Origin of the sequence: Mycobacterium tuberculosis H37Rv, assembly GCF_000195955.2 — a bacterium.
GTDB classification, from domain to species: domain Bacteria; phylum Actinomycetota; class Actinomycetes; order Mycobacteriales; family Mycobacteriaceae; genus Mycobacterium; species Mycobacterium tuberculosis.
This window is the reverse complement of sequence record NC_000962.3, coordinates 1,232,542-1,259,055: the sequence shown is the minus strand read 5'-3', so window position 1 is coordinate 1,259,055 and position 26,514 is coordinate 1,232,542. Positions and strand designations below refer to the sequence as shown.

Genomic DNA, 26,514 nt, shown 5'->3' with positions numbered 1-26,514 from the left:
CTAGCCCGGCAGCACGTGGACCGGCACGTCGTCGTCCCAGGGCTGCCGGTTCACCATGTCGGCCACCCGGACATAGCCGCGCTCGAACTCCCCGGTCGCCGCGTCTACCAACCGGTACTCCTGGGTTTGCCGATGGATGGGCTGCGCGTCGAGCAGCACCACCCGCACCTCACCGGGTTGGAAGCCGCACCGCTGTTGCATCGCCGCGATCAGTTGCTCGTTGTGCAGGTGGCCGTCGCCGAAGTTCCAGCCGACGGCAGTGCTGCAGACCCGTTCGCCGTCGGTGATGACGTAGTCGTCTTCGTCATGGCCGGCCATCGCCCGATGCGCCAGCGTAAATAGCGCCCTGCCATGGGAGTTCATCGCACGAAACGCGTATCCCAGATACATCGGGATCTGGGCTCGGTCCTTGCCGTAGAAGCGCTCCAGCTGAGCGGCCGGCATGCTGGCGATCGCGACGATGCCCCGGTTGATCTTGTCCTCCGCGGAGGGCTTGATGCACCACAGCGTGGTATCCCAGTTGCCGGCGTAATAGCGCATGGCGGCTAGAAACGAGATCTTGCGGGGAAACACGTTGCCCGCAATGACGATTCCCGCGACAACGGCGATCAGGATCGCCAGCGGCACCGGGTTTTTCACGTCCGCTAACCCGAGGCAGGCGTGGCCGACGAACAGCGACAGGACGCCGAAGATCATGAACACGTTCCACTCCAGCGGCACCCCCATCGGGATGGCCGTCAGAATCCCCAGGTGAAAGCAGACCATGATCGTCGCGGCCACCACCGTCGGCCAGCCGCCGTGCGCAACGAACAACACCACGGGCACACACATCTCGATAACAGTGCTGACGTGGGCGACAATCCGCGACAACAGCCCGGGCCGCAGGTCGCCGGGGAACTTCTTGAAAAACATCCGCTTGATGAACCGCGGCCGAAACAGCGGGTTGTTGGACATCATCGTGGAGATCACAAAAGGGAAGTGCCGGTTGAGTTTCGATGTCGCCGCACCGATCCAGATCACCAGGAACACCAGTTTGGCGGCCACGATCATGTCTATACCGTTCAAGCGGCCGAACAAAAACGTCACCGTCAGCGTCGCGTAGACCTCGCCGCGGGCGGCCAGGAAGATCACCTTGTCGCGCAGGCCCAGCACACCGAGAAGCAGCAGGATCAGCACGATCTGCCAGGCGGGCAGCAGCCCGACCGTGGTGCCCAGCTCCGGTATGGGGCCGGCGCCATCGGTGAACAGCGCCGACAGCAACATCATCACCAGCAGTGCGTAGAGGGCAACGTCCACCGGCTTGCGCTTGGTGCCGCGGGTCCACGGCACTCGATCCGGCCACGGCGGCAGCCGGATGGTGCCGAACCTCATCCAGTACAGGATCGAGCCCATCGGCGGGAAGAATCGGTTGTTCAGCGGCCCAAAGCCGCAGCCCAGCCCTATCACCTCGAACAGCATGGTGTAGAGCACGACCTTCTCGAACACGATCGGCTCGGCGTACCACGCTGCCGCATCGGTGAATCCATCAATCCCCTTGGTGGTCAACACGATCAGCCAGCCGACAAGGACGTACAACAGGATCTTGGCGACGTAAAACAGGTGCAGCAGCACCGGAGTGCCAAAACCCACCTCGGCCCAATGCTGGGCCATCGGCCGGATCTTCTGGCTGCGGGAGCCCTGGCTCCATTCGGCCAGGTCGATGTCGGGAAGTCGGGGCTGGAGAAATCCCATGGCCCATAAGACTAGAAGGTGCCCGGTAACACCCGCTGCTCGTGCCCGCAATATGCGCTCAGCGGCCGGATCAGCGCGTTGGCCGTGGCCTGTTCCATGATGTGTGCGGTCCAGCCGGTGATCCTACTCATCACGAAGATCGGGGTGAAGCTGGCGATGTCGAATCCCATCAGGTAGTACGCGGGCCCGGTCGGAAAATCGAGGTTGGGCAAGATCCCGGTGGCCGACGCCATCTCGGCCGCTAACACCTGGTAGATGTCCAGCCATCGCTGGCCGTCGCGAACGGTCCCCACGCGCTCCAGCGCCCGTTTCATGGTCGGCACCCGGGAGTCGCCGTGCCGGTACACCCGATGCCCGAAGCCCATGATCTTTTCCTTGCGGGCGAGCTTGGCGCGCAACCACTCCCGCGCGTTGGCCGGATCGCCGATCTCGATCATGTCGTGCATGACGGCTTCGTTGGCGCCGCCGTGTAGCCGCCCCTTGAGGGCGCCGATCGCGCCGGTCACCGCGCTGTAGATGTCGGATTGGGTCGAGGTCACCACCCGGGCGGCGAACGTCGACGCGTTGAATCCGTGCTCGGCGTAGAGGATCATCGACTGCTCGAACGCCGACACGACGGCGGTTTCGGGTACCTCCCCGAAGCACATGTGCAGGAAGTTCTGCGCATAACCGAGCCCGCTGTGCGGTGCGATCGGGGGCAACCCGCGTCGGCGCCGCATGTCGATCGCCACGATCGTCGGCAACACCGCCATCATGCGCATCGCCTTGGCCCGGTTGGCCGCGGCGTCGTCCTCGTCCGGGTCCTCGGCACCGAGATAGCTGATCGCGGTGCGCACCACGTCCATCGGGTGGCAGTTGTCCGGCAGCTTGGCCAGCAATGACAGCATCGAGCGGTCCACCCGACGGCTGGCTCGTTCGCGCTGGCTGAACAACGCCAGCTCGGCATCGGTGGGCAACTCACCACGCCACAGCAGGAAGGCGACCTGCTCGAAACTGCAGCGGGCTGCCAGATCCTGGACCGGATATCCCCGGTAGGTCAACGAATTGGTCTGCGGCACCACCTTGGAGATGGCGGTGGTGTCCACCACCACGCCGGCGAGGCCCTTTTTGATGTCGGGCCGCTCATCAACGGTGGGCGCGGTCATCGATTTCGTGGCAGCGACGGACCTGGCCGCCGCGAGCGGCCCGGTCATCGAAAGATTCCTGGTGGAATCACCGGCGCTTTGTCCAGCACCCGCGGATCGACCAACACGTTCAGCCCACCCACGGCACCGCTCTCGAGATCGGCGAGACTCTCTACTACGGCCAGGAACCGTTGCTGTTCAACGGGTTCCACTACACCATCGGCGAGCTCGGTGAACTTCTCTACGTACTGCTTGCGCTCGAACGGCCGGGTGCCCAGCGGATGGGCGTCGGCCACCGCCAGTTCGTCCACGATCACTTCACCGCTGTGCAGCGTCACCTCCGCGCGCGCCCCGAACGCCTTTTTGGCCGGATCGGCGCAGTGATAGCGGCGGGTCCACTCGGGATCCTCGACGGTGGAAATCTTGTGCCACAGTGCCACCGTGTCGGAACGGCGCGCCCGCTCGGGCGCGTAGGAGCGCTCGTGGTGCCAGCAGCCGTCCTGCAGTGCCACGGCGAAGATGTAGGGCAGCGAGTGGTCGAGGGTTTCGCGTGACGCGTCCGGGTCGAACTTCTGCGGATCGCCGGATCCCGTTCCGATCACTACATGGGTGTGGTGGCTGGTGTGCAGCACGATCGACGCGATCTGGTCGAGATCGCCGATACGCTCACGTAGCCGGCAGGCCAGGTCGATCGGCGCCTGGCTCTGGTACTCCGCGGAGTGTTGCTTGGTGTAGCTGTCCAGAATGGCGCGCTTGGGTTCACCAGGTGCGGGCAACGGCACCCGGTAGGTGTGCTCGGGTCCGGCCAGCAGCCAGGCGATCACCCCGTCCTCGCCCTCCCAGATCGGAGCCGGTGAGCCCTCGCCGCGCATCGCCCGATCGACCGCCTCGATGCCGACCTTGCCGGCATGCGCCGGCGCGAACGCCTTCCAGCTGGAGATGGCGCCCTTGCGGGATTGACGGGTGCTGGTGGTCAGATGCAGGGCCTGGCCGATCGCGTGGTAGATGGTCTCTTGGTCGAGCCGCAGCATGGTCCCGATGCCGGCGGCCACCGCCGGGCCCAGGTGGGCGACATGGTCGATCTTGTGCTCGTGCAAGCAGATTCCGCGGGTTAGGTCGATGTGGATCTCATAGGCGGTTACCAGACCGCGGATCAGCTCCGCGCCGCACACGCCGAGCTGCTGGGCGACCGCCACCAGTGGGGGTATGTTGTCCGCCGGGTGCGAATAGTCGGCGGCCAGAAACGTGTCGTGAAAGTCAAGTTCACGCGCGGCGACGCCGTTGGCCCAGGCCGCCCAGTCCGCCGAGTAGCTGCCCTCGACGCCAAATACCTTCGCCCCGTGTCGCACCGGATGCGCCAGTGCCTGGTGGCGGGCCACGGTGACCGGTCTGCGCACCATTGATGCGGCGCTCACCGCAGCGTTGTCGATGATGCGGTTGCACACCATGTCCGCTACCTCCGGGTCGACGTCAACCGGATCGGCAGCCACCTGGGCGATCTTGTAGGCCATGTGCTCGGTGCACGGGAAATCGTCGGCGCTGCGCCACGCCCGGACCGCATGCATCAACATAATCCGCACCATACGCAGCACAGGACACCAACAAAAGACCCTGAAAAAGCGTACTTTTGTGTCCTGATCCGGCACATTTTGCAAATTTTGCGAACATGACGCGGAGTAATGTCTTACCGGTGGCTAGGACGTATTCGAGGACGTTTTCCGGTGCCCGCCTGCGGCGGTTACGTCAAGAGCGCGGGCTCACCCAGGTGGCGCTGGCCAAGGCCCTGGACTTATCCACAAGCTATGTCAACCAGTTGGAGAATGACCAGCGGCCCATCACCGTGCCCGTGCTGCTTCTGCTTACCGAGCGGTTTGACCTGTCGGCGCAGTATTTCTCCTCGGATTCCGACGCACGGTTGGTGGCCGACCTGTCCGACGTCTTCACCGACATCGGCGTCGAGCACGCGGTCAGCGGCGCCCAGATCGAAGAATTCGTCGCCCGGATGCCCGAGGTCGGCCACAGCCTGGTTGCCGTGCACCGCCGGTTGCGCGCCGCCACCGAGGAACTAGAGGGCTACCGATCTCGTGCGACCGCCGAAACCGAGCTACCGCCCGCGCGGCCGATGCCGTTCGAGGAGGTCCGCGACTTCTTCTACGACCGCAACAACTACATCCACGACCTGGACATGGCGGCGGAGCGGATGTTTACCGAAAGCGGGATGCGGACCGGCGGATTGGACATCCAGCTGGCCGAGCTGATGCGGGACCGGTTCGGCATCTCGGTGGTGATCGATGACAATCTGCCCGACACCGCCAAGCGCCGCTACCACCCCGACACCAAGGTCCTTCGGGTCGCCCACTGGCTGATGCCCGGACAGCGCGCCTTCCAGATCGCCACCCAACTGGCGCTGGTGGGCCAGTCAGACCTGATCTCGTCGATCGTGGCCACCGATGACCAGCTCAGCACCGAAGCCCGCGGCGTCGCGCGCATCGGACTGGCCAACTACTTCGCCGGCGCCTTCCTGCTCCCCTACCGCGAATTCCACCGTGCCGCAGAGCAGTTACGCTATGACATCGACCTGCTGGGCCGCCGGTTCGGAGTGGGCTTCGAAACCGTCTGCCACCGGCTCTCCACACTGCAGCGCCCGCGGCAGCGAGGGATACCGTTCATCTTCGTCCGCACCGACAAGGCCGGAAACATCTCAAAGCGACAGTCCGCGACGGCGTTTCACTTCAGCCGGGTCGGCGGCAGCTGCCCGCTGTGGGTGGTCCACGACGCGTTCGCCCAGCCAGAGAGGATCGTCCGCCAGGTGGCGCAAATGCCCGACGGCAGGTCGTACTTCTGGGTGGCCAAGACCACCGCTGCCGACGGGCTCGGGTATCTGGGCCCGCACAAGAACTTCGCGGTCGGGCTGGGCTGCGACCTCGCGCACGCCCATAAACTCGTCTACTCCACCGGTGTCGTCCTGGACGACCCGAGCACGGAGGTCCCGATCGGGGCGGGCTGCAAGATCTGCAACCGAACGTCGTGCGCCCAACGTGCGTTCCCCTATCTCGGTGGTCGCGTCGCGGTCGACGAGAACGCGGGCAGCAGCTTGCCTTATTCGTCGACCGAGCAATCGGTTTGACCGCCCGACGCCACAGCAGACAACGAAACCCCTTATATTACTGTGGTTTCAGCAGGCTCTGGGCAAGCATTGTTGTCGGTGCCTGCACATAGCATTCAGTCATGTGTTCCACTCGGGAGGAGATCACGGAGGCCTTCGCGTCATTGGCTACCGCGCTGTCCCGCGTGCTGGGGCTGACCTTTGACGCATTGACCACCCCGGAGCGCCTGGCGCTGCTGGAGCACTGCGAGACCGCGCGACGCCAGCTGCCCAGCGTCGAACACACGTTGATCAATCAGATCGGCGAACAATCCACCGAGGAGGAGCTGGGCGGCAAGCTGGGATTGACGCTGGCCGACCGGTTGCGCATCACCCGCAGCGAGGCCAAGCGGCGAGTGGCCGAGGCCGCCGACCTTGGCCAGCGCCGTGCGCTGACCGGCGAGCCGCTGCCACCGCTACTCACCGCCACCGCAAAGGCACAGCGCCACGGGTTAATTGGTGACGGCCATGTTGAAGTAATCCGTGCTTTCGTGCACCGCCTACCATCCTGGGTAGACCTCAAGACCCTGGAGAAGGCCGAACGGGACTTGGCTAAGCAGGCCACCCAGTACCGTCCCGACCAGCTGGCCAAATTGGCCGCGCGGATCATGGACTGCCTCAACCCCGATGGCGACTACACCGACGAGGACCGCGCCCGCCGCCGCGGCTTGACGTTAGGAAAGCAAGATGTCGATGGGATGTCGCGGCTCAGCGGATATGTGACCCCCGAGCTGCGCGCCACTATCGAGGCGGTGTGGGCCAAGCTGGCCGCCCCGGGTATGTGCAACCCCGAGCAGAAGGCACCGTGTGTGAACGGCGCGCCCTCGAAGGAGCAGGCGCGGCGAGACACCCGCAGCTGCCCACAGCGGAACCACGACGCGCTCAACGCCGAATTACGTAGTTTGTTGACAAGTGGCAATCTGGGCCAGCACAACGGATTACCGGCCAGCATCATCGTGACCACCACGCTGAAGGACTTGGAGGCCGCGGCCGGCGCGGGCCTCACCGGCGGGGGTACGATCTTGCCCATATCGGATGTGATCCGGCTGGCCCGCCACGCAAACCACTACCTCGCGATATTCGATCGAGGCAAGGCCCTGGCGCTCTACCACACCAAGCGCCTGGCCTCCCCGGCGCAGCGAATTATGTTGTACGCCAAGGACAGTGGCTGCAGCGCACCTGGTTGCGACGTGCCCGGCTATTACTGTGAAGTCCATCATGTCACGCCGTACGCCCAGTGCCGCAACACCGACGTCAATGACCTGACACTCGGCTGCGGTGGCCATCATCCGTTAGCCGAACGTGGCTGGACGACCCGCAAGAACGCCCACGGCGACACCGAGTGGCTACCGCCGCCACATCTCGACCACGGCCAACCTCGAGTCAATACGTTCCATCACCCGGAAAAGCTCCTGGCAGACGACGAAGGCGACCCGTAGCGTTAGGCGGGGGAGCCGGTCGAACCAAGCCGTTGGGCCGGTGCGCTGTCCACGCCGCCAGCCACCATCACCGGCAGCCGGCGTTGTCTCGCAGCATGGGTAAGGCCCAACACCAGACACAAGCTGAGTAGTCCGACCGCTGACCAAGGCGCCCCCTGTGGGCCCACAGTGGGCGGTCTGGCGTTGCCCATAAGTAGCATCAAGGGGTGCCCATGACTCGTATCACCCGAGCCAATGGTTGCCCCGACGGAACTCTCGAAAACGCCGTTGTGGCGCTGGACGGCGGCGCGAACTACCCACGCGAGATCCTGGGCAACAAAGGCCACGGCATCGACATGATGCGCCGGCACCATCTGCCGGTGCCGCCTGCATTCTGCATTACCACCGAGGTGGGCGTGCGCTATCTCGCCGCGCCCGGATCCACGATCGCCGCGATCTGGGATGACGTGCTGGATCGGATGAGCTGGCTGGAAACAGAAACCTCGTGCACGTTCGGCCGTGGCCCGAATCCGCTGCTGGTCAGCGTGCGCTCGGGAGCCACCCAGTCGATGCCCGGCATGATGGACACGATTCTGGACGTGGGCATGACCGACGCGGTCGAACGAGTACTTGCCAGGCCGGGTGCCGCCGACTTCGCCCACGACACCAGACGGCGATTCACCAGCATGTATCGGCGCATCGTCGGCAGCGCCGGTCCCATTACCGACGACCCGTATGCCCAGTTGCGCGCGAGCATCGAGGCGGTATTCGCCTCCTGGAACTCACCTCGCGCCGTTGCCTATCGCGACCATCACGGCCTCGACGACCAAGGCGGTACGGCGGTGGTGGTGCAGGCGATGGTATTCGGCAACCTCACCGCGAACTCGGGCGCCGGGGTGCTGTCCTCACGCAACCCGATCACCGGAGCCAACGAACCGTTCGGCGAATGGCTACCCGGCGGCCAAGGCGACGACGTGGTGTCCGGATTGGTCGCCGTCGCACCGATCACCGCCCTGCGCGACCAGCAGCCGGCCGTCTACGACCAACTGATGGCGGCCGCCCGCAGTTTGGAGCGCATGGCAGGCGACGTCCAGGAGATCGAATTCACCGTGGAGGACAGCCAGCTGTGGCTGCTGCAGACCCGCGGGGCGGAACGCTCGGCGCAGGCCGCCGTGCGACTGGCGCTGCAACTGCATCACGAGGGACTCATCGACGACACCGAGACACTGCGCCGGGTGACTCCGACGCACATCGAGACTTTGCTACGGCCGTCGCTGCAGACGGAAACACGGTTGGCTGCACCGCTTTTGGCCAAGGGCCTGCCCGCTTGCCCGGGCGTGGTATCCGGGACCGCCTACACCGAGGTGGACGAGGCGCTGGACGCTGCGGACCGGGGCGAGCCGGTCATCTTGGTGCGAGATCACACCAGACCGGAGGACGTCATGGGCATGCTTGCCGCGCAAGGCATTGTCACCGAGGTGGGGGGTGCCGCCAGTCATGCGGCGGTGGTTAGCCGCGAGCTCGGTCGAGTGGCCGTGGTGGGTTGCGGTCCCGGGGTCGCGGCGGCACTGGCCGGCAAGGAGATCACCGTCGACGGCTATGAAGGCGAAGTGCGCCAAGGCGTTCTGGCATTGTCTGCCTGGTCGGAAAGTGACACGCCGGAGTTGCGCGAGCTGGCCGACATCGCGCAACGGATCAGTTCATGAGCGAGTTGACGGTACTGCAGGCCGTGCGGCTCAAGGGCCGGGTGATCACCACCGACCTGGCGCAGACCTTGGGTGAAGACCTTGCCGACGTCGCCGCGACCGTCGACAGGCTGACCGCGGCCGGCCTCCTGGTCGACGCCACGCCGTTGCGGATCAGTCCCAGCGGCCGGATGAGGCTCGACGACTTGCTTGCCGAGGAGCGCAACCGGGCCGATTCGACCGTGCTGGCTGCCGCTTACCGCGATTTCCGTTCCGTCAACGCCGATTTCAAGAGGCTGGTCACCGACTGGCAGCTCAAGGGCGAAAAGCCTAACACACACGACGACGCCGAATACGACGCCGCGGTGCTGTCCCGCCTCGATGGCGTACACCGGCGGGTGGGCCCGATCATCGGTACGGTGGCCATGCAGCTGCCGCGGTTGAGCAGGTACCCGGTGAAATTGCGTGCGGCGCTGGACAAGGTCAAAGCGGGCGACATCGCCTGGCTGACGCGCCCACTCATCGACTCCTACCACACCGTGTGGTTCGAACTACACGAGGAGCTGATCCAGGCCGTCGGGCTGACACGAGACGAAGCGGCTAAATCCGGTGATGCCCAGTAGTTTTCACTGCAGAGCCGCGTCCAGCAGCCGCATGTAGGCGTCGATGTCAGACACCGCAGACTCGGCCGCGTGCACACTGATCGCGACGGTATCACCGATGCCGTGCACGCCATGGGTTAGACCCATCGCCGGCGACAGCGCCGGATACCCGGCCGTCAGCACCACCGGAGCGTCCCCGAAGCTCAGATCGGCAGCCCCGCGATAAACACTGGACACCACGGTATTGCCGGCCACCCGCACCGGCCGCACCTCAGCGTCGAACTGCGATACGCCCCAACGCAGCAGCGCCGCCGGTACCGCCGCAAAGGCCCGGTCAGCGGAGAGCATCGCCGGATGTTCAAAGCGACGGCGAGCGTTGGCCAAATCGGTTGCGATCCGCCGCACCCGCTCATCCGGCTCCAGCCGCGGGTACAGCCCAACGACAACGTTGCCGAAGTGGTTATATGACCGTGGCACACCCGGTTTGGCCATGGGTACTTCGGCGCCTAGCGTGTCCACATCCCCGCCAAGCAGACCCAACAGCCCGGTGGACACCGCGGCGAGCACCGTGACGGTCACCGTGGGACCGGCTAGTTGCGAGCGCCGCCGCAGCAGGGTGCGCACCGCGCGGACACCTTCGGGGCGGGCATTCGTGGACAGCGGCGGCCGGGATCCGACACCTGGCGCTACCAGCCCGGCATTGGTATCACGAACCAGTCGGAGATGAGCGCGGGCCGCATGGGCGGCCCGCCACGGCAGGAAACCCGCACGCGACCTGGCTATTTCGGGAACCGCGGCCGGCCGGCCGAACAGCCACGCGGCCATCGCCGAAGCCCGCGCGCCGTCGCCCAGCGCATGCGCGAACTGCATGACGGCGACGGTGCCGAGGCCGCTGACGCCCGGAACGTCGTGCACCGGGGTGAACACGTGCAGCCGCCAGGGCATCCGGCGCATATCCAGCTGCTTGCTGGCGAGGCCGACAACGGCCGCCAGACAACCTTGCCAGCTGCGATCGGCCAGGTCGTGGCAGACCAGTTGGTCACGTTGCACGGGTGTGGGCACCCACTGCGGGTAGGCCAGAGCACCACGGTCCTGAACTCGCATCCCTAAGCCCGGACACCCACGGGCTCGACGGTAGACCTGCGCGACGGCACGTTCCAGATCGGTGGGTTCACCATCGAACGCATACAGCAGGAACTGGTCGTTGGGGACTTTGGCCGACATCCAGTAGAACTGCGCGTCGACGGCCGCCATCCGGTGCCCGGCCACGACTTCAGCCGGGTGAGCCAATGAACGCCACGATCAACTCTGCAATCTTGTCCGGCTGCTCGAGCTGCAAGAAGTGCCCGGCGTGTTCCACTACGGCCACCTCACTGCCGGCGGGCAACACCCTTGCCGTCCAATGAGTGAATGCCGATGTGGCACAGCCATCGTCGTGGCCATGCAGGTACAGAACCGGCAGCTTCGGCGCCTCGGTCCACAGCCGATTCAAGTCGGCATAGTCCGCCGGGGCCCGGGTGTTGCGCATGGTGGCGCGATACGGTCCCAAGGCCGCCCGCCGGCCCTCCGGCGTCCCGATCGCGGCGTCGACATGCCGCAGGTCTTCCTCGGCGTGATAGCCCGGCGACCAACGCCGCCACAGCAGCGGCACCACCCAGGAGGCGGATCGCTCCGGCAGCCAGGGCAACTGGAAGTACAGGATGTACCAGCTGCGCAGCAGCTGATGCGGCAACTCACGCAGCAACCGGCCACGCTCGGGCACCCGGCCCAGCGGGCGAAATGCCGCCGACGGCGGCACCGACATGATCACCGCCTTGGCAAACGGGCTGTCGGGCATGGCGGCCAGGCCGGTAGCGGCGATCGCGCCCCAGTCGTGGCCGATGATCACATCGCGCTCGGTGCCACCGGCAGCCGAGCGCACCCGCAGGGCGTCGTGCATCAACGCACCGACGTGATAGCTGCCGTCGGCCGGAATCGAAGACGGCGCATAACCACGCATGAACGGCGCCACGACGTGCCAGCCGGACTCGGCCAGCCGGGGTGCGACCTTGCGCCACCCGTAGGCGGTATCCGGAAAGCCGTGCAAGCACAACGCAACTGGCGCGCCGGCCGGCCCCCAGGTCAAGGCTTTCAGGTCGCCGTTGGGACCCTTCACGTCAATCCAGTGTGGTTCAGCCATTGTCGTCCGCCATGTTGACTCCCGTTCGCCGCGTCCAGCCCGCATGGTCCAACGTAACCGGCGGAACCCAAGAGGCCAGTAGCTAGGGCACCTTGATCACCGCATCCTCCAGGTCGGCGATGACGATTTGGCGCGTGCCCAGCAAGGTAACGTCAGGACCCGTGAGCGCCGTGAGCAGCAGTCCCCAAGCGGTCGCGTTTTCCGGTGCTCGTGGGATTACCCTGGTCGCCGACGAGTGGAATCGGGGCGCCGCAGCGGCCGATCGGCCGACGATCCTGATGTTGCACGGTGGCGGCCAAAACCGGTTTTCCTGGAAAAACACCGGCCAGATCCTGGCCGACGAGGGGCACCACGTCGTTGCGCTGGACACCCGCGGACCCGGTGACAGCGACCGCGCTCCCGGCGCCGACTATGCCGTGGAGACCCCGACCACCGATGTGCTACACGTCGTCGAGGCGATCGGCCGCCGTGTGGTGGTGGTCGAGGCCAGCATGGGCGGACTGACTGGCATCCTGGTCGCCGAGCGCGCCGGTCCGCAGACGGTGAACGGACTGGTATTGGTCGACGTGGTGCCGCGTTACGAGAAGGAGGGCAACGCCCGTATCCGGGACTTCATGCTGGGCAACATCGACGGCTTCGGTTCGCTCGAGGAAGCCGCCGACGCAGTCGCCGAGTATCTGCCGCACCGCGACAAGCCGCGCAGTCCCGAGGGCCTGAAGAGGAATCTGCGCCTGCGAGACGGACGCTGGCACTGGCACTGGGATCCGGCCATGATGACCGCGCCGGGGCACGACCCGCAGCTGCGCACCGAGAACTTCGAACGGGCTGCCATGGGCCTGACGATCCCGGTCCTGTTGATTCGCGGAAAGCTGTCCGACGTGGTCAGTTCCGACGGTGCCCGGGACTTCCTGGCCAAGGTGCCCAACGCGGAGTTCGTCGAATTGTCCAACGCGGGGCGCACCGCCGCCGGCGACGACAACGACGCGTTCACCGACGTCGTGGTGGACTTCGTCAGGCGACTTAGTTAGCCGGTTTCTCGGCGTGTCCGCCGAACTGCTTGCGCATCGCCGACAGCGCCTTGTTGGCGAAGTCGTCGAGGTCACGCGAGGCGAAGCGGGACTGCAGCGCGGTGGTCAGCACCGGCGCGGGCACGCCCTCGTCGATCGCCGCGATGGCGGTCCACCGGCCCTCGCCAGAGTCGGAGACCCGTCCGGAGAATTCCGCTAGGTCAGGTGATTCGCGCAGCGCGATCGCGGTCAAATCCAGCAGCCAGGAGCCGATCACGCTGCCCCGCCGCCATACCTCGGCGACCTCCGGGATGTCGAAGTCGTACTGGTAGCACTCGGGATTCGGCAGCGGCGCGGTTTCGGCGTCACCGTGTTGCACGCGGGTGCCGACGTCGGCATTGCGCAGGATGTTCAATCCCTCCGCCAAGGAGGCCATCATCCCGTATTCGATGCCGTTGTGGACCATCTTCACGAAGTGACCCGAACCGCAAGGCCCACAATGCAAATAGCCTTGTTCCGATGGCGCGACCTCACCGTCTCGGCCCGGGGTGCGCGGGGCGGCCGCCACCCCCGGCGCGACGGTGGCGAAGATCGGCTCCGCGCGCGCGAACGCGTCGCCATCCCCGCCGATCATCAGGCAGTAGCCACGTTCCCGACCCCACACACCGCCGCTGGTGCCACAGTCGAGTAGGTGAATTCCCTTCTTGAACAACAGCTTTTCGTGCCGCAGATCGTCGCGATAATAGGTGTTGCCACCGTCGATCACAATGTCGCCGGCCTCGAGCGTGTTGGCCAGCTCTTCGATCACCGCGGTGGTGATGTTCCCCGCGGGCACCATCACCCAGACAACTCGCGGGGCGGAGAGCCGCTGAGACAACTCACGCAACGAGGCCACCCCGGTGGTCCGGTCCTCCCCGGCCATCGCCTTGACCGCGTCGGGGTCGTGGTCGTAGACCACGCAGTCGTGTCCACCTTTGGCCAAGCGGCGGACGATATTCGCACCCATCCGGCCCAGACCGATCATTCCTAGTTGCATCGCCTTTTCGTCTCCTTGAACTCATGCGTCCGTGCCGCGGGGCAGCCACGGCGACTGCCAACCGCGGTGACCGCGCAGCAACGACTGCGCGGCTTCCGGACCCCAGGAACCGCGATCGTACCGATGGATTTCACCCGGGTTGTCGAGCAGCGGCTGCACGATCCGCCACGTCTGCTCGATGCTGTCCTCGCGGGCGAACAACTGGTGATCGCCGACCAATCCGGCATACAGCAGCCGCTCATAGGGTCGTATCGGTTCACCGAGGTCCACCGCGAACGAGGAGTCCAGGTGGATATCTCGCCACGAGTCGTCGGTGTGGGCCGAAATCTGCAGTCGCATACCCGGATCGGGGTCGATACGCAGCACAATCTGGTTGGGCTCGGCCGGTCGGCGGTTGGGCAGAAAGGCCAATGCCGGAACTCGGCGTAGAAATAGCCGTACTTCGGTGACCTTCGCGGGCAGCTCTTTTCCGGCCCGCACGAAGATCGGCACCCCGGCCCAGCGCCAGTTGTCGATCTCGGTTCGCAGCGCGACATACGTTTCGGTCGCCGAATCGCTTGCTACGCCCGCAACTTCGGTGTAGCCGAGGTACTGCCCACGCACGCACCGATCGGGATCCAGCGGCGCCATCGCCCGGAAGACCTCGGCCTTCTTGTCGTTGAGGTCATCGGCGCTGGAACCGACCGGCGGTTCCATCGTCACCAGCGCCAGCACCTGCAGCAGATGGTTTTGCACGACGTCACGCAGGGCACCGACGGCGTCGTAAAACTTGCCGCGGTCCTCCACCCCGAAGTCCTCGGCCATGGTGATGTGGATCTCGGAGATGCTGTTGCGATCCCAGAGCTCGGCTAACGCCTGATTGGCGAACCTCAGGTACTCCAGCTCGACGACGGGCTGCTTGCCCAGAAAGTGGTCCACACGCAGGATTTGGTCTTCGCCCAACACCGCTCGCAGCCGGGCGTTGAGTTCGAGCGCGGAGGCCAGGTCGTGGCCGAACGGCTTTTCCACGGCAACGCGTGCGCGCTCCAACAGCCGCACGTTCGCGAGATTTTCGACAATCGGCGCGAACAGCGCCGGCGGCATTTCCAGGTAATACAGCGGCCGACAGGCCGAGCCAATCAGTTCGGCCAGCGAATCGTAGAGCTGGCTGTCGGTGACGTCACCGTGCAGGTAGGACAACCGGCCCGCCAACCGGTCGAACACCGCATCGTCGATCTTTTCGGTACGACCGATGGACTCGCGAGCCCACTTGACCAACTGCCCGACGGACATGTCGTCACTGGCCACACCCAGGATGGGGCAGTCCAGCAACTGGTGGCGCTCGAGCCGATACAACGCGCGGAAGGTCATCTTGCGGGCCAGGTCACCGGTAATTCCGAAGATCACCAACAGATCTGACGCGCCACCTCCGCCGTCAACCAAACCCGCACCTCCAGACTTGCTTTCCCGCGGCGGCCGAACTCAACCCTAGCCCATTGGCCCGACAACCCGACGCTGCAGATCGCGGTCTACATCCTGGCCGGGATCGCCACGATCGAGGCCGGCGGACTCGTCCCGATGCGCATCCGGCTGAGGCGGATACGCCAGGAAACCGAGCAACCGCGGGAGCGGCTCGACGCCCGCAATGCTGTCGGGTGGTCGTGAAGCGGTAAAGACGGTCTGGCAGACCGCGAACCTGGTGCGCAAAGAAGGGTTCGGAGCGGCCGTGCGCAGCTCGATCGAGGACCCCGCCGACTGGGCCGAGGTAGAGCGTCCCGACCTGGCTCGGGTAACCCCGGACGGCCGGGTGGTGATCCTGTTCTCCGACATCGAGGAGTCCACCGCGCTCGACGAACGAATCGGGGATCGCACATGGGTCAAGTTGATTGGCGCGCATGACAAGCTGGTTCATGAGCTGGTGCGGCGCTGGTCCGGGCACATGGTCACGAGTCAGGGTGACGGGTTCATGATCGCGTTCGCCCGCGCCGAACAGGCGGTGCGGTGCGGCATCGACATCCAGGACGCGCTGCGCAACAGCGCAAAGCGTAAGCGGAACCAGGGAATTCGGGTGCGGATCGGCACCACATGGGGCGCTCGGTGCGGCACGGTGACGATCTGTTCGGCCGCAACGTCGCAATGACCGCTCGGGTTGCGGGGCAAGCGGTCGGCGGCCAGATCCTGGTAGGCGAACCGGTGCACGACGCCGTCAGCGACTGTGCCGATATCCGTTTCGGCAGCTATCGCCTGTTCTCGCTCGACGCGGCACCCGGGCCGGACCTGGACTGATAACCGTCGACGTCGGATTCGTCCAGCCTCTGGTGCAATCGGGCCCGCACCTCGTCGGGCGTGTAGGCACGTCGTTTCCGTTGATCGCGCGCCACCAGGGCGCCACCCGCGACGACGCCGGCGACACCGGCCAGCCCGACCCACTTCCACACGTTGCGCACCCCGACAGGCTATATCCGCCTATGGTGCATGGGGTGGACCCGAGCACGCTAGCGCTGGATCGAGCGCTGAACGAAACCCGCACCGGCGACCTCTGGCTGTTTCGCGGCCGTTCCCGACCCGACCGGGCGATCCAGACCTTGACGAACGCCCCGGTGAACCACGTCGGCATGACGGTGGCCATCGACGACTTGCCGCCGCTGATCTGGCATGCCGAACTGGGCGACAAGCTGCTCGACGTATGGACCGGCACCAACCACCGCGGCGTGCAGCTCAACGACGCCCGCCAAGTCGTGCAGCAGTGGGCCGGCCGTTATCGGCAGCGGTGCTGGCTGCGTCAACTGACACCGCACGCCAATCGCGACCAGGAGGACAAACTGCTGCGGGTCATCGCGCGGATGAACGGCACGCCTTTCCCAACCACCGCCCGGTTGACCGGCCGGTGGCTGCGCGGCCGGCTTCCGACCCTCAACGATTGGCTGCGCGGCATACCGGTGCTGGACCGCAAGGTGCGCGAACAAACCCAGCGACGTAAGCAACAGCAGCGCACGATGGGCCTGGCGACGGCATATTGCGCGGAGACGGTGGCCATCACCTATGAGGAAATGGGATTGCTGGTCACCGACAAGGACGCGCACTGGTTCGACCCCGGCAAGTTCTGGAGCGGTGACTCGCTGCCCCTGGCGCCGGGTTATCGGCTGGGTCACGAAATCGCGGTCGACGTGGGCGGCTGATCGGGCCTCGCCGGTTACCCGACCGTCATCTCCCCCATCGCCGACCAACCCGTCGCATCGATGGTTTGGCTGATGATCTTGGGGGTGGACGCCAGTGCCTTCGGCAGTTCCCGCATGGCCTGCCTGAAGTGATCGCTGTTGACGTGTACGCCGCCGGCCTCGCCGTCACGGAAGGATTCGACCAGGACGTACTCGGCCGGGTCGTCGAGGCTGCGGGACCACTCGAACCATAGGTTGCCCTCTTCGGCACGCGTGGCCGCGGTGAACGATGCGACCAAATCCGGCCAGCGCTCGGTCCACTCGGGTTTGGTCTCGAACTTGACGACGATGAAGATCATTGCCGCTCAGGGTACCCGGGCCGGGCACGTACACTCCATACTCCCACTTTGCGCTCACGATAAACGGTGACAACGTGCGTTGTCCACGGTTTGGGCACATGCCTGACGGGGCGACATCGCCGTGCGCATGGTGCGCTCCCGGGGCCGAGAAGTGGGTAACCGGTGCTGGCCTTGAGGCCCCAGCGTCATTTCACCCAGAGCCGGAGCGCCCGGCGGCTACGCTGTGTGCTCGACGATGACGTATGGGTGCCCTGGGCACGGTCAGGGGGTTGCAGGACAGCAACACGGCATTTGTCGGTGCGCTGCATAGCGGGAACCTGTTGGGGGCCACCGGTGCGGTTCTGCAGGCTCCGGGCAACGCCGTCAACGGTTTCTTGTTCGGCCAGACGTCGATATCGCAGTCGATTGACGTGTCACCGGAGTACGGATACGAGTTGGTCGCTGTCAGCGACCCGGTTGGCGGAACTGCTGGCTCCGCTCGAGCCGGTCACGGTTACGTTCACGCCGACCTTCGGTGAACCGGACATGGTCCATCTGAGTGGCACGAAGTTCGGGGGCCTTGTCCCGGCCCTCTTCGAAGGGGTGCGCGCCGGCTTCTAAGCGCGGTTCGTCGGCCATTCGACTACACATCCGTATGGCAGCGCCGTGCTTGCATAAGTGAAATCGTTCCGTGGACAACGATTTGGCGAAGGCGTTGGAGAAGCGCCAAGAATATTTCCGCCACGGAAGGATTGGTTTGGGTACACTCTATTTCCCGACGATTACTGGGTGATTTCTTTTTGCTAAGAGGGACGTGCTGAACCCGCGGCAGCCGCTTATAGGGGCCGGCCAGACCGGCGCCGCCGCGGCCAGCGCGGCCGAGAGCGCCCCTGGCATAGTCCGGAGTTTGTTGCACAGGTTATGTCTCGGGGTCACCGGCGGGCGCTGGGTCGGGCACGGTGCAGGCATTTCCGGTTCCACGTCGTCGACCGCGGTGACCGGCTCATCTGGCGCCGGCGGCTGGTCTTCTCCCGCGTCCACATCCATCGGCAGATACATGTGGTGGGTGAATTTGGGCTGGTAGGCGCCACCGCCACCGACCCGCACGCCACCGCCTTCACCACTGGATACGGGCGTGCCATCGGGCAGCGTCACCGCCGTGTGGTGGCCATTCCAACCGATCACCAAGGCATTGGGGGCGGTTCCCTGTTGAAAGCCCCGAGCCGCCAAGGCGGCTTCCTCGTTGCCGGTGTTGAACCTATCTCCGAAAACCGGCCTGGCCGTCGCCGCATTCGATACCCACGAAGCCAGCTCCGAGCAGTCGGTCCCGGCGGGAGAATCGCCACCGGGAATATACGGAGTGCCGACGACTTGATTGATAAGCGTCAACAGCGTTGCAAGAGCAATCATGGACGCGAACGCTACCGACAATATCCATAGGAAATCAATTCTTGTGGTGCTTATCACGCATTATCCAAATAATGGCCCGTCCCACGCGTACAGCGGATATGTCACGCAACAATATAAAAATAGATACGGAAGGGTTCAGTGCGAATGTAACAAATCAACATAAATCACGCTATCGCGCCAAATCGGGCAATGAACATGGCCGAACATGCGCCACGCGGCACCGGGTCGATTACTCCCAGCAACGCTGACGGTATACAACTCAGGACACTTCCTCAGCCAGCGCAACACCGCTTTCCGCGCACGCCGCCTTCAACCGCTTGTCCCGCGTCCATAGTCGCGCGCCGCCAACCAGAGCCACCGAACCAAGAAGGTTGGCATCGACGGCACCGAGTCCCCGACCCCACAACCGCCGCCGACCGACAAGCCGCAACACTTCGTCGTGGGTCACCACCGGAAACTGGTAGAGGTTGGCCAACAGATCGAGAACAACGTCTCGCTGCTTGATCGAGCCAAGCGCCAGCTCCTCGATGACGAGCGGATGGCAACCGGCCTCGTCATCGCCCAGCAGCTCGACGAGTCGCGCGTCGGCGGCGCGCAGGTGCTCAATCCATACCGAAGTGTCGACCAGGATCACCGGGGCGACGTCCGGCGTCTCGGCGCCGCGGTAGCTTGCGGGTCGGTGCCGCCGAGAGCCGCCAACCGCCGGGCGCTCTCCACCCGGACCAGTGTCTGCAACCCCTCGCGCAGGAGCGTCGACTTCTCTTTCACCCCAGTCAATTCGGCCGCTTTGGCTAACAAGGCGTCGTCAACGGTCACCGTCGTCCTCATTCACCAACTCCCATCAATACATGCATCACTCGATGCAAGCAATGATGCCATGGGATCTGGGCTCTGGCTGCGTCCCGGCTTTCCCGCCTACACGTTGAATCGGAACTCCACTACGTCACCGTCGGCCATCACGTAGTCCTTGCCTTCGATCCGGACCTTGCCGGCCGCCTTGGCCGCCGCCATCGAACCCGCGGCCACCAGGTCGTCGTAGGACACGATCTCGGCCTTGATGAAACCCTTCTCGAAGTCGCTGTGGATCACCCCGGCCGCCTTCGGCGCGGTGTCGCCTTGATGGATGGTCCACGCCCGCGCTTCCTTGGGGCCCGCGGTCAAAAAGGTCTGCAACTTCAGGGTGTGAAAACCCGCCCGGGCCAGCGCGTCCAGCCCGCGCTCGCTCTGCCCGATGGACTCCAGCAGCTCCGCGGCCGACTCGTCGTCCAGTTCGGTCAACTCCGACTCGATGGCGGCGTCCAGGAACACCGCATCGGCGGGCGCCACCAACGCGCGCAGCTCACCGACTCGCGCCGGGTCGGTGAGCACCGCCTCGTCGGCGTTGAACACATACAGGAAGGGCTTGGTGGTCAGCAGGTTCAGCTCGCGCAACGCGGCGGCATCCACCCCCGCGGCGAACAGCGTCTTGCCGGCGTCGAGCACCTGCTGGGCACGCAGTGCCGCGTCGTAGACCGGCTTGCGCGCCTTGTTGGTGCGCGCTTCCTTCTCCAGCCGGCCCGTGGCCCGCTCCAGGGTTTGCAGATCTGCCAGGATCAGCTCGGTCTCGACGACCTCAATGTCGGACTGGGGATCGACCCGTCCGGTGACATGAGTCACGTCGTCGTCGACGAACACCCGCACCACCTGACAAATGGCGTCGCATTCGCGGATATGAGCCAGGAACTTGTTACCCAGCCCGGCTCCCTCGGACGCCCCCTTGACCAGGCCGGCGATATCCACGAAGGTGACCGGCGCGGGTACGACTCGCTGCGATCCGAAAAGCTCAGCAAGCTTGTCCAGGCGGGGATCGGGCAGGGAGACGACACCTTCGTTCGGTTCGATCGTCGCGAACGGGTAGTTGGCCGCGACCACGTTGTTTCGGGTCAGCGCGTTGAAAAGTGTCGACTTGCCGACGTTGGGCAGGCCCACGATCCCCAGGCTCAAGCTCACAGAGAGCCAAGTTTAAGGCGAGGCGGTGCCGCCTTCGGCGCCATTGCCGGTACGGTCGACGTGTGTCAGCGCAGCGGGCGAGGTCGGCGGTACAGGCAAGTCACCGCTCGATTCACCCCCACATCCCAGGTGTGCCGTGGTGGGCTGCCATCCTGATCGCCGTCACCGCGACGGCGATCGGGTATGCAATCGACGCCGGATCGGGCCACAAGGCGCTAACCCTCGTCTTTACCGGCTGCTATATCGCCGGCTGCGTGGGGGCGGTCCTGGCCGTCCGGCAGTCGGACCTGTTCACCGCGCTCGTCCAGCCGCCACTGATACTTTTCTGCGCCGTGCCCGGGGCCTACTGGCTGTTCCACGGGGGCACGATCGGCAAGTTCAAAGACCTCTTGATCAACTGCGGCTACTCGCTCATCGAACGTTTCCCGCTGATGCTGGGCACGGCTGCCGGCGTGCTGCTGATCGGACTGGTCAGGTGGTATCTCGGGACGGCTCTGTTCGACAGCATCGCCAGGAAGCTCAGCTCGCTGATGACCGGCGATTCGGACGACGACGGCGGCCGGCGGTCGGCCCAGCGGCCTGCCCGTACTCGTTCCCGACACGCCCGACCCCCGTCGGAGGACAACCGCGAACCCATAGCCGAGCGTCGATCGCGCCGCCGCCCTAGGCCGCAGAATGATCCGCACCCGCGCCGCAATGCCCACGAACGGCCGGCACCGCGCAGCAGCCGCTTCGATTCTTACCGCAGCTACCAGCCGTCCGAACCCTCCGGGCCTGCCGAGCCCGTCAACCGGTACGAACGTCGGGGTGCTCGATACCAGCCCTATGCGCGCTACGAGCCCACCTACGAGCCCCAACGCCGACGCGCCCGTCCCAGCGAGCCAACCAACCCGACACACCATCCGATCTCGCAGGTCCGCTACCGCGGGTCAGCTACTCGCGACGCGCGGCGGGACAACTACCGCGAGGAGCAGCGGTTCGATCGGCGGGATCGTTCGCGGGCACCGCGCAGACCACCGGCTGAATCCTGGGAATACGACGTCTAACCGTGAGCGGATGTGCTCAGCGAGGTGAGCGGAGCTCCCGGGGCAATGCGAACACCAACGTCTCGTTGGCCGTTGTCACCGGTTGCACGATGTCGTAGCCGCATTCGGCCAGCCGCTCCAGCACACCGCGCACCAGCACCTCGGGGACCGATGCCCCCGACGTAACGCCGACCGTGGTAACGCCGTCCAGCCAGGCCGAGTCGATATCGTCGGCCCAGTCCACCAGGTGGGCGGCCCGCGCCCCGGCACCCAGCGCCACCTCGACCAGCCGAACCGAATTCGACGAATTGCGCGAGCCGACCACGATGACCAGCTCGCACTCGGGCGCCATCGCCTTGACCGCGACCTGCCGATTCTGGGTCGCATAGCAGATGTCGTCGCTGGGCGGATCCTGCAGCTTGGGGAAACGCCGACGCAACCGCCCGACAATCTCCATGGTCTCATCGACGGACAGGGTGGTCTGCGACAGCCAAACCACTTTGTCCTCGTCACGGACGGTCACCTGGTCGACGGCGTCCACCCCGTCGACCAGCTGCACATGATCGGGAGCTTCCCCAGCAGTACCGACGACTTCCTCGTGGCCCTCATGACCGATCAGCAAGATGTCGTAGTCGTCCCGGGCGAACCGCCTGGCCTCGTTGTGCACCTTGGTGACCAGCGGGCAGGTGGCGTCAATGACCTGCAGGTTGCGCTCGCTGGCGCTGACGTGCACCGTAGGCGCGACCCCGTGCGCGGAGAACACCACAATCGCTCCCTCGGGAACCTGCTCGGTCTCTTCGACGAAAACCGCACCGGCCTTAGCCAGGGTGTCAACCACGTGGCGGTTATGCACGATCTCGTGACGCACGTAGACAGGCGGGCCGTGTTTTTGAAGCGCGCGTTCGACCGTTTCGACGGCCCGATCCACGCCAGCGCAGTAGCCACGCGGCTCGGCCAGCAGCACCCGCTTACGGTTGGGACGGTCGGCCACCGATCGCGACGATACCGAAGCCCCGGGAATCCCCATGTCGACCGTCGGAACCATGGCATTCAGGGTACTTTGGGCCGACACGAACCCGCCAGCTCACGGCCACCGGCTTGGAGTTAGCCGCTGCTTGAGGCAGTCTTGGATCCATGGCTACTGCACCGTATGGGGTTCGGCTATTGGTCGGCGCGGCGACAGTCGCCGTTGAGGAGACGATGAAGCTGCCACGAACCATCCTGATGTACCCAATGACCCTGGCCAGCCAGGCGGCGCACGTGGTGATGCGATTCCAACAGGGCCTGGCCGAACTGGTGATCAAGGGCGACAACACCCTGGAGACGCTGTTTCCGCCCAAGGACGAGAAGCCGGAGTGGGCAACATTCGACGAGGACTTGCCCGACGCGCTCGAAGGGACTTCGATTCCATTGCTCGGCTTGTCGGATGCCAGCGAAGCCAAGAACGACGATCGCCGGTCCGACGGGCGGTTCGCGTTGTACTCGGTATCCGATACGCCGGAAACGACGACAGCATCCAGGAGTGCGGATCGCTCGACCAATCCCAAAACCGCCAAGCACCCCAAGTCGGCGGCCAAGCCGACAGTTCCGACGCCTGCGGTGGCAGCCGAACTCGACTATCCGGCGCTGACGCTGGCCCAGCTGCGGGCCAGGCTGCACACGCTCGATGTCCCCGAGCTCGAGGCCCTGCTGGCCTACGAGCAGGCCACCAAGGCCCGTGCCCCGTTCCAGACGCTGCTCGCCAACAGGATCACCCGCGCGACTGCGAAGTGACCCAGAATTCAGCGGAGAATCCGTTCCCGGTTCGCGCGGTGGCAATCCGGGTCGCGGGCTGGATCGACAAGCTGGGCGCGGTCTGGGTGGAGGGGCAATTGGCCCAGATCACAATGCGCCCAGACGCCAAGACGGTGTTCATGGTATTGCGCGATCCTGCGGCCGACATGTCGCTGACCGTGACGTGTTCCCGCGACCTGGTGCTGTCCGCGCCGGTGAAGCTGGCCGAAGGCGTTCAGGTAGTGGTCTGCGGCAAGCCCTCGTTCTACACCGGACGTGGCACATTCTCCTTGCGGCTCAGCGAGATTCGCGCTGTCGGCATCGGCGAGCTGCTGGCACGCATCGACCGGCTGCGCCGGCTGCTGGACGCCGAGGGGCTCTTCGACCCCCGCCTCAAGCGGCCGATCCCGTACCTGCCCAACATGATCGGTCTGATCACCGGCCGTGCGAGTGCCGCCGAACGTGACGTTACGACGGTGGCCTCGGCGCGCTGGCCAGCGGCACGTTTCGCCGTCCGCAACGTCGCCGTGCAGGGCCCCAACGCCGTCGGCCAGATCGTCGAGGCGCTGCGCGAGCTCGATCGAGACCCGGACGTCGACGTGATCGTGCTGGCCCGGGGCGGCGGCTCCGTCGAGGACCTGCTGCCGTTTTCTGACGAGACGTTGTGCCGCGCGATCGCGGCCTGCCGTACGCCCGTGGTCAGCGCCGTCGGTCACGAACCCGACAATCCGCTGTGCGATCTGGTCGTCGACCTGCGCGCCGCCACCCCCACCGACGCCGCCAAGAAAGTGGTTCCCGACACCGCAGCCGAGCAGCGGCTGATCGACGATCTGCGCCGGCGCAGCGCCCAGGCGTTGCGCAACTGGGTTTCCCGCGAGCAACGGGCAGTCGCGCAGTTGCGTAGCCGCCCGGTGCTGGCCGATCCGATGACGATGGTCAGCGTGCGCGCCGAGGAGGTCCACCGAGCCCGCTCGACGCTTCGTCGCAACCTCACCCTGATGGTCGCCGCCGAGACCGAACGCATCGGTCATCTGGCCGCACGCCTGGCCACGCTGGGTCCGGCCGCCACGCTCGCCCGCGGCTATGCCATAGTGCAGACCGTTGCTCAGACGGGACCCGAGGGCGGATCCGAACCACAGGTGCTGCGGTCGGTCCACGACGCACCGGAAGGCACCAAGCTGCGCGTGCGGGTTGCCGACGGAGCCCTAGCGGCGGTCAGTGAAGGACAAACCAATGGTCTGTGACCCCAACGGCGATGACACGGGCAGAACCCACGCAACTGTGCCTGTCAGTCAGCTTGGCTATGAAGCCTGCCGGGACGAGCTGATGGAAGTCGTGCGGCTTCTGGAGCAGGGCGGATTGGACCTCGATGCGTCGCTGCGACTGTGGGAAAGAGGGGAGCAACTCGCCAAAAGGTGCGAGGAGCACTTAGCTGGTGCACGCCAGCGGGTGTCCGATGTGCTGGCCGGCGACGAGGCCCAAAACGGCTAAGGCAAGGTTATGCTTCGCCGCATGGGTGATGCATCGCTGACAACCGAGCTCGGCCGCGTTCTGGTCACCGGCGGCGCGGGCTTCGTGGGCGCCAACCTGGTGACCACCTTGCTGGACCGCGGGCACTGGGTGCGTTCCTTCGACCGCGCGCCGTCGCTGTTGCCTGCGCATCCGCAACTGGAGGTGCTGCAAGGGGACATCACCGACGCGGACGTCTGCGCCGCGGCCGTGGACGGCATCGACACGATCTTCCACACCGCAGCGATCATCGAGCTGATGGGCGGCGCGTCGGTCACCGACGAGTACCGCCAACGTAGCTTTGCGGTCAACGTCGGCGGCACCGAGAACCTGCTGCACGCCGGCCAGCGGGCCGGGGTGCAGCGGTTCGTCTACACGTCATCCAACAGTGTGGTGATGGGCGGCCAGAACATCGCCGGCGGTGACGAGACGCTGCCCTATACCGACCGGTTCAACGACCTCTACACCGAGACCAAGGTGGTTGCCGAGCGATTCGTGTTGGCCCAGAACGGTGTCGACGGCATGCTGACGTGCGCGATCCGGCCCAGCGGCATCTGGGGAAACGGCGATCAGACGATGTTCCGCAAGCTGTTCGAAAGTGTGCTCAAGGGCCACGTCAAGGTGCTGGTCGGGCGCAAGTCGGCCCGGCTGGATAACTCTTACGTGCACAACCTGATTCACGGTTTCATCTTGGCCGCTGCCCATCTGGTGCCGGACGGCACAGCGCCCGGGCAGGCTTACTTCATCAACGACGCAGAGCCGATCAATATGTTCGAGTTCGCTCGGCCGGTGCTCGAGGCGTGCGGGCAGCGCTGGCCGAAGATGCGGATTTCCGGCCCCGCGGTCCGCTGGGTAATGACGGGGTGGCAGCGGCTGCACTTCCGGTTCGGATTCCCCGCGCCGCTGCTCGAGCCGCTGGCCGTCGAACGACTGTACCTGGACAACTACTTTTCGATCGCTAAGGCACGCCGCGACCTGGGCTATGAGCCGCTGTTCACCACCCAGCAGGCGCTGACCGAATGCCTGCCGTACTACGTGAGTCTGTTTGAGCAGATGAAGAACGAGGCCCGGGCGGAAAAAACGGCCGCCACAGTCAAGCCGTAGCCAGAATTATCTGAAACTCACCACTTGCTGCCCCAGGTCGCTCGGATGTGTGCGTCGACGTCGTGCACGACGGCGTCTCGCCTGCCGATAATCAGGCAGGCACGATGGGCCTCCTCGTAACATGGCCAGTCTGGCTCGCCATCGGGACCCGTGGGTTTGCCCCGCGTCGCGAAATTGATCCACCGCGTCCGTACCCTCCGGGACACCGCTATGGCGGCTTTGGCGTCGCCCAACTTCAATGCAGGGTCCTGGGATCCTCCGAGATTGCCCCAGACGTAAGGCAATTCGGTGGCATGGGCGGC

27 protein-coding genes and 1 other annotated feature are annotated in these 26,514 nt (G+C 65.4%); of the genes, 13 read left to right on the top strand and 14 right to left on the bottom strand.

Translation table 11 applies throughout. The features are described from left to right. From Rv1132 to prpD, 3 genes are read right to left on the bottom strand one after another with little or no spacing between them, the layout of a single operon-like run. Positions 1 to 1,731, bottom strand: coding sequence for a hypothetical protein (locus Rv1132; protein NP_215648.1), 1,731 nt, complete (start codon positions 1,729 to 1,731; stop codon positions 1 to 3). A gap of 11 nt (positions 1,732 to 1,742) precedes the next feature. Continuing rightward, positions 1,743 to 2,924: a methylcitrate synthase PrpC gene (prpC, locus tag Rv1131; protein NP_215647.1), complete on the bottom strand. Its 1,182-nt coding sequence runs from the start codon at positions 2,922 to 2,924 to the stop codon at positions 1,743 to 1,745. Then, entirely contained in the window at positions 2,921 to 4,501 is a 1,581-nt protein-coding gene (prpD, locus tag Rv1130; RefSeq protein ID NP_215646.1) for a 2-methylcitrate dehydratase, read from the bottom strand. Before prpD ends, prpC begins: the two co-directional genes overlap by 4 nt. Before the next feature lie 20 nt (positions 4,502 to 4,521). On the opposite strand from prpD, the gene Rv1129c reads away from it, so the two are divergent. From Rv1129c to Rv1126c, 4 genes are all read left to right on the top strand, one after another. Then, entirely contained in the window at positions 4,522 to 5,982 is a 1,461-nt protein-coding gene (locus Rv1129c) for a transcriptional regulator (RefSeq protein NP_215645.1), read from the top strand. Between the two features lie 101 nt (positions 5,983 to 6,083). Then, positions 6,084 to 7,439: a hypothetical protein gene (locus tag Rv1128c; protein ID NP_215644.1), complete on the top strand. Its 1,356-nt coding sequence runs from the start codon at positions 6,084 to 6,086 to the stop codon at positions 7,437 to 7,439. Further along, positions 6,111 to 7,435, bottom strand: a repeat region (REP-3, len: 1325 nt. REP22G8, member of REP13E12 family.). It overlaps the preceding gene by 1,325 nt. Before the next feature lie 212 nt (positions 7,440 to 7,651). Further along, on the top strand, positions 7,652 to 9,124 hold the full coding sequence (gene ppdK / locus Rv1127c; protein NP_215643.1) for a pyruvate, phosphate dikinase PpdK: 1,473 nt from the start codon (positions 7,652 to 7,654) through the stop codon (positions 9,122 to 9,124). Further along, positions 9,121 to 9,726: a hypothetical protein gene (locus tag Rv1126c; RefSeq protein ID NP_215642.1), complete on the top strand. Its 606-nt coding sequence runs from the start codon at positions 9,121 to 9,123 to the stop codon at positions 9,724 to 9,726. The genes ppdK and Rv1126c overlap by 4 nt, the downstream gene beginning before the upstream one ends. Positions 9,727 to 9,729: 3 nt before the next feature. Here Rv1126c and Rv1125 read toward each other — a convergent pair whose 3' ends face one another. After that, on the bottom strand, positions 9,730 to 10,974 hold the full coding sequence (locus tag Rv1125; RefSeq protein NP_215641.1) for a hypothetical protein: 1,245 nt from the start codon (positions 10,972 to 10,974) through the stop codon (positions 9,730 to 9,732). Positions 10,975 to 10,978: 4 nt separating this feature from the next. Then, entirely contained in the window at positions 10,979 to 11,929 is a 951-nt protein-coding gene (gene ephC / locus Rv1124; RefSeq protein NP_215640.1) for an epoxide hydrolase EphC, read from the bottom strand. Between the two features lie 74 nt (positions 11,930 to 12,003). On the opposite strand from ephC, the gene bpoB reads away from it, so the two are divergent. After that, on the top strand, positions 12,004 to 12,912 hold the full coding sequence (gene bpoB, locus Rv1123c; RefSeq protein ID NP_215639.1) for a peroxidase BpoB: 909 nt from the start codon (positions 12,004 to 12,006) through the stop codon (positions 12,910 to 12,912). Here bpoB and gnd2 read toward each other — a convergent pair. Further along, on the bottom strand, positions 12,905 to 13,927 hold the full coding sequence (gene gnd2 / locus Rv1122) for a 6-phosphogluconate dehydrogenase (decarboxylating) (protein NP_215638.1): 1,023 nt from the start codon (positions 13,925 to 13,927) through the stop codon (positions 12,905 to 12,907). The genes bpoB and gnd2 overlap by 8 nt on opposite strands. Positions 13,928 to 13,948: 21 nt before the next feature. Beyond that, entirely contained in the window at positions 13,949 to 15,349 is a 1,401-nt protein-coding gene (gene zwf1 / locus Rv1121) for a glucose-6-phosphate 1-dehydrogenase (protein ID YP_177789.1), read from the bottom strand. A 202-nt stretch (positions 15,350 to 15,551) separates the two neighbouring features. Here zwf1 and Rv1120c point away from each other — a divergent pair, with 202 nt between their 5' ends. Genes Rv1120c through Rv1118c form a run of 3 tightly spaced genes read left to right on the top strand, consistent with a single transcriptional unit; the run spans position 15,552 to position 17,085 of the window. Continuing rightward, positions 15,552 to 16,046, top strand: coding sequence for a hypothetical protein (locus tag Rv1120c; RefSeq protein ID NP_215636.1), 495 nt, complete (start codon positions 15,552 to 15,554; stop codon positions 16,044 to 16,046). Continuing rightward, complete coding sequence (locus tag Rv1119c; protein NP_215635.1) at positions 16,043 to 16,192, top strand: hypothetical protein; 150 nt, start codon at positions 16,043 to 16,045, stop codon at positions 16,190 to 16,192. Before Rv1120c ends, Rv1119c begins: the two co-directional genes overlap by 4 nt. 32 nt (positions 16,193 to 16,224) lie before the next feature. Then, positions 16,225 to 17,085: a hypothetical protein gene (locus tag Rv1118c; protein NP_215634.1), complete on the top strand. Its 861-nt coding sequence runs from the start codon at positions 16,225 to 16,227 to the stop codon at positions 17,083 to 17,085. 14 nt (positions 17,086 to 17,099) lie between these two features. Here Rv1118c and Rv1117 read toward each other — a convergent pair whose 3' ends face one another. The 6 genes from Rv1117 to Rv1112 form a co-directional block, all read right to left on the bottom strand. Next, positions 17,100 to 17,423 (bottom strand): hypothetical protein, encoded by a 324-nt coding sequence (locus Rv1117; RefSeq protein ID NP_215633.1) that lies wholly within the window; start codon positions 17,421 to 17,423, stop codon positions 17,100 to 17,102. Between the two features lie 444 nt (positions 17,424 to 17,867). After that, positions 17,868 to 18,053 (bottom strand): hypothetical protein, encoded by a 186-nt coding sequence (locus Rv1116; protein ID NP_215632.1) that lies wholly within the window; start codon positions 18,051 to 18,053, stop codon positions 17,868 to 17,870. A 117-nt stretch (positions 18,054 to 18,170) separates the two neighbouring features. After that, positions 18,171 to 18,869, bottom strand: coding sequence for a hypothetical protein (locus Rv1115; RefSeq protein ID NP_215631.1), 699 nt, complete (start codon positions 18,867 to 18,869; stop codon positions 18,171 to 18,173). Between the two features lie 202 nt (positions 18,870 to 19,071). Beyond that, entirely contained in the window at positions 19,072 to 19,446 is a 375-nt protein-coding gene (vapC32, locus tag Rv1114) for a ribonuclease VapC32 (RefSeq protein ID NP_215630.1), read from the bottom strand. After that, positions 19,443 to 19,640 (bottom strand): antitoxin VapB32, encoded by a 198-nt coding sequence (vapB32, locus tag Rv1113; RefSeq protein NP_215629.1) that lies wholly within the window; start codon positions 19,638 to 19,640, stop codon positions 19,443 to 19,445. Before vapB32 ends, vapC32 begins: the two co-directional genes overlap by 4 nt. Before the next feature lie 87 nt (positions 19,641 to 19,727). After that, positions 19,728 to 20,801, bottom strand: a complete 1,074-nt coding sequence (locus Rv1112; protein NP_215628.1) for a GTP-binding protein — start codon at positions 20,799 to 20,801, stop codon at positions 19,728 to 19,730. A gap of 62 nt (positions 20,802 to 20,863) precedes the next feature. Here Rv1112 and Rv1111c point away from each other — a divergent pair, with 62 nt between their 5' ends. Then, on the top strand, positions 20,864 to 21,847 hold the full coding sequence (locus tag Rv1111c) for a hypothetical protein (protein NP_215627.2): 984 nt from the start codon (positions 20,864 to 20,866) through the stop codon (positions 21,845 to 21,847). Positions 21,848 to 21,863: 16 nt separating this feature from the next. Here Rv1111c and lytB2 read toward each other — a convergent pair whose 3' ends face one another. Next, entirely contained in the window at positions 21,864 to 22,871 is a 1,008-nt protein-coding gene (gene lytB2, locus Rv1110) for a 4-hydroxy-3-methylbut-2-enyl diphosphate reductase (RefSeq protein ID YP_177788.1), read from the bottom strand. 89 nt (positions 22,872 to 22,960) lie between these two features. Here lytB2 and Rv1109c point away from each other — a divergent pair, with 89 nt between their 5' ends. From Rv1109c to Rv1106c, 4 genes are read left to right on the top strand one after another with little or no spacing between them, the layout of a single operon-like run. Next, positions 22,961 to 23,599 (top strand): hypothetical protein, encoded by a 639-nt coding sequence (locus tag Rv1109c; protein NP_215625.1) that lies wholly within the window; start codon positions 22,961 to 22,963, stop codon positions 23,597 to 23,599. Next, positions 23,596 to 24,843: an exodeoxyribonuclease VII large subunit gene (gene xseA, locus Rv1108c; RefSeq protein NP_215624.1), complete on the top strand. Its 1,248-nt coding sequence runs from the start codon at positions 23,596 to 23,598 to the stop codon at positions 24,841 to 24,843. Before Rv1109c ends, xseA begins: the two co-directional genes overlap by 4 nt. Beyond that, positions 24,833 to 25,090 carry an exodeoxyribonuclease VII small subunit gene (gene xseB, locus Rv1107c; protein ID NP_215623.1) on the top strand — a complete coding sequence of 86 codons (258 nt, stop codon included), beginning with the start codon at positions 24,833 to 24,835 and terminating at the stop codon, positions 25,088 to 25,090. Before xseA ends, xseB begins: the two co-directional genes overlap by 11 nt. 9 nt (positions 25,091 to 25,099) lie before the next feature. After that, a complete protein-coding gene (locus Rv1106c; RefSeq protein ID NP_215622.1) occupies positions 25,100 to 26,212 on the top strand; it encodes a 3 beta-hydroxysteroid dehydrogenase/delta 5-->4-isomerase in 1,113 nt (370 codons plus the stop codon). Positions 26,213 to 26,514 lie beyond the last annotated feature (302 nt).